Raw genomic sequence first — 397 nt, forward strand, 5'->3', positions numbered from 1 at the left:
CGACAGGATGCGACATGGAAAACATTTCATTACAATAATGTACCGGCGGGACCGGCGACGGCATCACACAGATGCCGCCGCCCGCCCCGGCCCGGTCAGAACCGCCCGCGCAGCGTCACGCCATAGGTGCGCGGCTCGGCCAGGAAGTTCGAGAAGATCTGCCGGCCGCCGGGATATTGCGGATCCTGGAACGCGGCGGTGTTGGCGCCTTCCTGGAACGGCGAATTGAACGCGACCTGCGCATAATCCTTGTTGAAGATGTTCTGCGCCCACAGCTCGACCGCCCACCGCTCGCTCGGCCCGCGGATGCCGACGCGCGCGTTGACCAGCGCGAAGCCGTCCTGCACCTTTTGCGGGAACAGGTCCGACCCGGTGTTATAGTCGCCCGTCAGCCGCG

The 397-nt window shown here is 65.2% G+C and carries 1 protein-coding gene; it reads right to left on the minus strand.

The genetic code is table 11. The features are described from left to right. Positions 1-95: 95 nt before the first annotated feature. Positions 96-397: TonB-dependent receptor (locus CVH10_RS17985; protein ID WP_146143022.1), on the minus strand; the 302-nt coding region annotated here is incomplete at its 5' end.

The organism is Halomonas sp. ND22Bw, assembly GCF_003011945.1.
Classification (GTDB): Bacteria; Pseudomonadota; Gammaproteobacteria; order Pseudomonadales; family Halomonadaceae; genus Halomonas; species Halomonas halophila.